Source organism: Brasilonema sp. UFV-L1 (assembly GCF_012912105.1).
In the GTDB taxonomy this organism is placed as follows: domain Bacteria; phylum Cyanobacteriota; class Cyanobacteriia; order Cyanobacteriales; family Nostocaceae; genus Brasilonema.
The window spans coordinates 1-6,211 of sequence record NZ_QMEA01000231.1 but is presented as its reverse complement, the minus strand read 5'-3'; the positions used below and the strand labels follow the sequence as shown (position 1 = coordinate 6,211).

The 6,211-nt window shown below is 42.7% G+C and carries 5 protein-coding genes and 2 pseudogenes; 1 reads left to right on the top strand and 6 read right to left on the bottom strand.

Features of this window, described 5'->3' with window-relative positions; translation table 11 throughout:
- Nucleotides 1-420: 420 nt before the first annotated feature.
- The 6 genes and pseudogenes from DP117_RS33085 to DP117_RS33060 form a co-directional block, all read right to left on the bottom strand.
- Nucleotides 421-1,038: a hypothetical protein gene (locus DP117_RS33085; protein WP_169222398.1), complete on the bottom strand. Its 618-nt coding sequence runs from the start codon at nt 1,036-1,038 to the stop codon at nt 421-423.
- Between the two features lie 24 nt (nt 1,039-1,062).
- Nucleotides 1,063-2,493, bottom strand: a complete 1,431-nt coding sequence (locus DP117_RS33080; RefSeq protein WP_169222397.1) for an aldehyde dehydrogenase family protein — start codon at nt 2,491-2,493, stop codon at nt 1,063-1,065.
- A 39-nt stretch (nt 2,494-2,532) separates the two neighbouring features.
- Nucleotides 2,533-2,646: pseudogene (locus tag DP117_RS36765) on the bottom strand (ArsC family transcriptional regulator); the annotation flags it as partial.
- A 213-nt stretch (nt 2,647-2,859) separates the two neighbouring features.
- Nucleotides 2,860-3,552, bottom strand: coding sequence for an MIP/aquaporin family protein (locus tag DP117_RS33070; protein WP_169222396.1), 693 nt, complete (start codon nt 3,550-3,552; stop codon nt 2,860-2,862).
- Nucleotides 3,553-3,556: 4 nt separating this feature from the next.
- Nucleotides 3,557-4,611: pseudogene (locus tag DP117_RS33065) on the bottom strand (PstS family phosphate ABC transporter substrate-binding protein).
- Nucleotides 4,612-4,725: 114 nt separating this feature from the next.
- Complete coding sequence (locus DP117_RS33060; protein WP_169222395.1) at nt 4,726-5,055, bottom strand: metalloregulator ArsR/SmtB family transcription factor; 330 nt, start codon at nt 5,053-5,055, stop codon at nt 4,726-4,728.
- A gap of 282 nt (nt 5,056-5,337) precedes the next feature.
- On the opposite strand from DP117_RS33060, the gene DP117_RS33050 reads away from it, so the two are divergent.
- Nucleotides 5,338-6,211, top strand: an 874-nt coding sequence (locus DP117_RS33050; protein WP_169222394.1) for an oxaloacetate decarboxylase, incomplete at its 3' end; no start/stop codon positions are given.

Here is a 6,211-nt window from a genome sequence, read left to right as displayed (position 1 = left end):
TTTCCCTCTCCTTAGTAAGGAGAGGGATGCCCGACAGGGCAGGGTGAGGTTTTGCGGAGATGAGCAGGTAATTCAATGACTTGTGTGTACACCGTAGCCCCTTAGTAAGGGGAGGGTTAGGGAGGGGTGGTGTACCTCATGTACTTGCAAAACGCTGTATGTCCGCAGCGAAGCGCGCAGCGTGCCCGCAGGGCATACGGAACGAAGTGAAGTGTAGACGCAAAGCGGCTTCCCGATAGCCGTAAGGCGTGGCGTCAGCCATAGGGTAGCAATCCCAACACCCTTGCAATTGCTTCGCTTCGTATGCCCTCTGGGCACGCTAGGCTAACACTGCGGACAACTATTCAAGTGGACATGATATGATTGAAGATTGCTATATTACGGTGCGTTAGCCAAAGGCATAACGCACCCTACAAATGACTAATCTTTTTGTTGGTTTCCTTGAGAAATGCCACTCGCTAAAATACCAAGAATTTTATTCACTTCTTTGAGATAATATTCGCTTAAATCAATGCTCAATGTTTGTTCTTCTAGTTTGAGGAATTGCCAAATGCTGCCTGTTGTTACTGCACCGTAAATTGTTTTAATCTCAGTTGCAGTTTGCTCATTAAAAATTTGAGCTGCTACCATTTCTGCTGCACACTGACCGAAACCCGCATTTATATTCTCTTTTTTCGCTTCTACAATTGTAATGACTGGCGCTGTCACAATGAGAATTTCTGGAGATTTAGTAATAATAAAATCGCAAGTGCCGTTTAATCCTTTAGTATCGTCAACACTAAAATCTATCCCAGAAAATAAACTAATTTGCTCATGTAATTGTCGGCGTAAGTCAACTAAAATTGGAGCAATAATGAGTTCAGAGCGAGCTTTTTCGCTATTACTACCTAAAGCAATGGGCAGGTTATAGTTAAGTGTTTCTGTGAGTAAATGACTCGCTGCTAATTCCGGAACAGCAGCGAAAATATCGCGTTTTTCTAACGTGGTTAAGCCGAACTCTCGTTTGGTTTTAGCTAAACTAAACTCGCTGTAGGACATAAGCCAGTAGGGTGCATTACGGCTTTAGCTTAACGCACCATTACTATCAAACCACCAAGGGTCGCTGATATTCTCTGTTTTCACCAAAAAAGCTTTCTTCCGCAGAAAACGTGTCAGCGCTGCAGCCCCTGTGCGTGAACCACCTATACCAGATAATTTAAAAGCATTTTTTTCTCCTTCGTGCATGATGCTGCTCAAAGCAGCGTCATTAATACTAATACTAGCTGCATCTATCTGACGTCCGACTTGCAACGCTTCTGTTTCCGACTCAGCAAAAACTGCTGCACTTAATCCATACAGAGAGTCATTCGCCAAGTGTACTGCTTCTTCAATTGTAGAAAAAGGCATCACTGGCATAATAGGACCATTAGTCTGTTCGGTCATAATTTGCATAGAATGGTTGACAGAAGTCAGAACTGTAGGACGACACCACCAAGCTCCTCCATAATTCTCTACTTCACCTCCACAGTGAACAACTGCTTTCTGTTCTACTGCGTCTAACAAATGATCACTGATACTTGCTGCTTGTCTTTCTGTTATTATAGGACCAATATCTCCACTTTCCAATGTCGGATGAGCTAACTCAAGACTTTGCGCTTTGCCGACTAGTTGTTTAACAAACTCTTCAAAAATAGATTCTGCAACGTAGATTCGCTCAATCGAAAGACACGATTGTCCACTGTTGAAGACTGAACCCCACAAAATTGCTGATGTTGCTAAGTCTAAATCGGCAGATGGCAAAACAATCGCTGGGTTTTTTCCTCCTAATTCTAAAAAAGCAGGAATGAAGCGCTTAGCTGCTGCTTCTGCAATTTTTCGACCTGTTGCGACACTTCCAGTAAAGCATACCAAATCTACATATTGGATAAGTGCAGAACCAGTTTCGCCTGCCCCTTCTAGAAAAGTTAAGACATCACGTAATATAGGAACAGTGCTCAGTGATGCCAAAAGTGGTGCCATAAAACGAGGAGTCATTTCACTGGGTTTGACTATCACAGCGCAACCAGCAACTAATGCCCCAATTGTATCAATTGTTGAAAGCAGTAGAGGAAAAGTCCACGGACTGATAACTCCAACAAGAGGATAGGGAACTGCTGTTTGTTGTAGTTGGATAAAAGAAATTGCCGTATCTTCTACAGATTCTTGTAGTAGTTTTGGGGTTAATTGACACCAGTGATCAATGCCAGAGAGAAATAAGTCAATTTCTAAAACTGAGATTGATAATCTTCCTGTATCATTAACTAAAGCTTCAGTGAGTTTATCACGTCCAGATATAATTGCTTGCTTCCATTTTTGCAGAACTTGGATTCTCCCTGCTAAACCAAGCTGCAACCAGGTTTTTTGTGCTCTGCGCAAGCGGTTGCATTGCTGTGCTATTAGTTTTGGAGGTGGAGGTATAATGACGTAATCAAACTTACCTGTCCGGGGGTTACGAACTTCTATTGATTTGGACATAGTTCAAATGACCCCCGGTGAAGAACAGAACAGTTCAGTTTAACTTAACGATTTTATCAACTTCACTACTCTTTCTTTAACCTGATCGCGAACATGGCGGAAGGTTTCTATATCTTGTCCTTCTGGGTTTTCAAGTTGCCATTCTTCAAATATAGCAGTGGTAAATTCTTGGCGTTGCTGATTTGAAGTATGAATCTAGTTTTGTCATGCTGAATGTAGCGAAGCGAAATGAAGCATCTGCAGAGATTCTATGTCTTTGGGACACGCTGCGCTAACGCTTCACTTCGTTACGCTGTCCTGCGGACACGCTGCGCTAACAGAATGACAATTCATACGCTGATTCAGCAACGCCAAATTCTTCTTTGGTTATTGAATATCTTGAAAATTGCGAGAAAGTTGCCTATAAACGATCGCAGCTAACTGTGCTCCCAAAATTGGTCCTACCCAATAAACCCAATGGTACTGCCAAATTGCTCCTACGAACGCCGGACCAAATGAACGCGCTGGATTCATACTAGCACCTGTAATTGGTCCCATAAACGCTGCTTCCACTCCAACAGTCAACCCGATCGCTAAACCTGCAAAGCCAATATGTGCGCGGCGATCTAATCCTGAACCAAAAATCACCAGCATCAAAATAAACGTGAGTACTGTTTCTAACACCAAAGATTGCAACCAATTTCCATTGAGTGGAAGAGTCACCCCCAAATTAGCAACTCTTCCCAAGCTCATAAGTAATAAAGCTGAAGCTAATATTGCCCCCAAGGATTGTGCTATGATATACGGTAGCACTCGTTGTTTGGGAAAAAAACCACTTGCCCAAAACGCCAACGTCACTGCTGGGTTAAAGTGTGCGCCGCTTAGATGTCCCATCGCGTAAATCAAAGCAGCGACGATCGCACCAAACACAAAGCTAATCCCCAGATGGGTGATAGCACCTTTACTTATCTCGTTTACCATGACTGCGCCAGTACCTGCAAACACCAAAGTAAAGGTACCAATTGCTTCAGCTAATGTATCATATCTGTGCAGAGAGATTTGTTTAAGAAAAAATTTCATCAACCTAGAACTGCTTTTGTTTACGTAACACCTCTGCCAGCGTTAGGTTAAGCTGAGCTTCTCCACCAAACACAGTTCCCACTTTACCATTGTTTAAATGAACATGGTCTATACGGTAAACTTCTGTTGGTAAAGGCACATATCCCACAGAACTTGCCACCTTGGGTGCTTTGTCAACATAGAAATTGACAAATTTATACACTGCTTCTTTATTTTTAGCAGACCACGGATTGACGTAGATAAACAATGGTCGAGAAAGTGGCTGATACTGCGCTTTTTCTACAGCTTCACGCGTTGGCAATACTGCTCCTTTACCATTGTCAACTGGCAGCGCTTTTAACTTACCTTTGTGTTCTTCATAATATGCGTAGCCAAAGTAACCCAGGGCATTAGGGTCTTTACTGACTCCATTGGCGATGACTTCATCATCCTCACTTGCTGTATAATCAGTACGGCTGGCTCGCGTCTTTCCGACTGTCGCTTCTGTGAAATAGTCAAAAGTCCCAGACTTGTTGCCTGCACCAAACAATTTTAAAGGACGATTTGGCCTGCACGTACTTGGTTCCACGAAGTAATTTTCCCTTGAGCGGCTGGTTCCCACATTTTCTTCAACTCAGCTATTGTAATATCTTTTGCCCAGTTGTTTTGTGGATGAACAACGATGGTGAGAGCATCAAAGGCTATAGGAAGTTCTATGAACCTGATGCTATTCTTTCGACAAGCTTCTATCTCTGCTTTTAAAATTGGTCGAGAAGCATTAGAAATATCGGTTTGTCCAGCACAAAATTTTTCAAAACCGCCGCTTGTACCAGATATATTCACTGATACCTTATTTTTTTGCTCTGATTCAAATTGTTTGGCAATCGCCTGCGTAATTGGATAAACAGTACTTGAACCATCTATCCTCACATCCGCTGTTGTTGCGATCGCTTGTGGACTATTGGCTTGAGCTAATTTTTGTGATTCTTGTGTTTCTAATGCATCTATTCTTGTGGTAGAACTAGTTGTCAAAGCCAACGCTCCCAGTGCAAGCGCAAACTTGACCAGCTTTGCGTTCATTGACCTTACTCCCCGGACATATTAAAAGTATATCTCTATCATTTCAAAATAAATTGATTTGTCAATAGACACAGTACTCAAGTTTACACAAGTTAATCAAAAAAAGTCGATATGTCAGGATGGGTTTTGACAGAGACGGCCAGGTAAGATTTGGTAGAGGCGGCGGAACTCAGACAGATACTGCTCCAAGGCAGCAAATTGAGGTATATTGAGGCTATAGTAAATCCAGCGTCCTTCTTGGCGAGAGCGAACCAAACCAGCCTCCCTCAGAGTTTTCAGGTGAAAAGACAGCTTTGACTGGCTAACCCCTAAAGCATCGCACAAATCACATACACAAAGCTCTTGATTTCGTAGTAGTTCGATAACGCTAATCCTCAGCGGATCGGAAAGAGCGTGAAAACCGAGAGCAATTGGATCAGGACTAGCTGCAGAGGGAGATTGCATTGAATGATGTAAATTTAAGTGAAGTGTTCTATATCTATTGTATTCTGGAATAGAAAATCGAAGTTGCAACTCAAGGTTCTGCGCATCTCCTCTGTTTATTACCATGCACCTTTTGGGCGTTGCACAAAAAGGGGATGAAGTACGAACCGCCAAGACGCAAAGAGCGCCAAGAAAGAAGTTTTATAGTAAGCAAAGAAAATAAAATCATCCCGCAAATATGCAACGCCACCTTTTGTGCTAATCTGAACAAGAAAAAACTTTAAAATTTGTTCTCCATCATTCATGCAACTTTCTAGCCAAAAACTGCGACAATTACTACAGCGCCCTGAAATTCTCATCATTCCTGGCGTTTACGATTGTTTAGGAGCAAAGCTGGCAGAACAATTAGGTTTTGAATTAATTGCGACTAGTGGTTTTGGTATCGCCGCCTCTACACTTGGTGTACCAGACTATGGTTTAATGACAGCTACAGAAATACTGACCAGCGCTGGGCGAATTGCGAAATCTGTGAGTATACCTTTAATCGCCGATATGGACACTGGCTATGGTAATGCTTTAAACGTCATCCGAACGGTAAAGGACGCGGTACAGCAAGGAATTGCGGGAGTATTACTCGAAGACCAAGAATGGCCGAAAAAATGTGGACACTTTGAGGGAAAACGAGTCATTTCGACGGCTGAACACGTTGGCAAAATTCGCGCAGCTGTACATGCGCGTGGTGACAGTGGTTTAGTGATTATAGCTCGGACTGATGCTCGTGCTCCCTTGGGTTTGGAAGAAGCAATTGCTCGTGGAAGAGCTTATATTGATGCTGGAGCTGATATCTTGTTTGTAGAAGCACCGCAATCTGTTGAGGAACTGGAAAAAATTGTTTCTGTGTTTCCTGATGTTCCTTTGGTAGCTAATATTGTGGAAGGTGGCAAAACTCCCGAACTTTCAGCGTCACAGCTGCAGCAGTTAGGTTTTAAGATTGTGTTTTTCCCTGTTTCTGCTTTACTTGCAGCGACTAAGGTTATGACTGCTTGCTTGCGTCATTTGAAGGAACGGGGAACTACGGCTGATTTTCAGGAGTTTGTTGAGTTTAAGGAATTTCAAAATCTTATTGGTGTACCTCAGTATCTGGAAATGGAGAAGCAATTCAGGGGAGGTGGGGTGA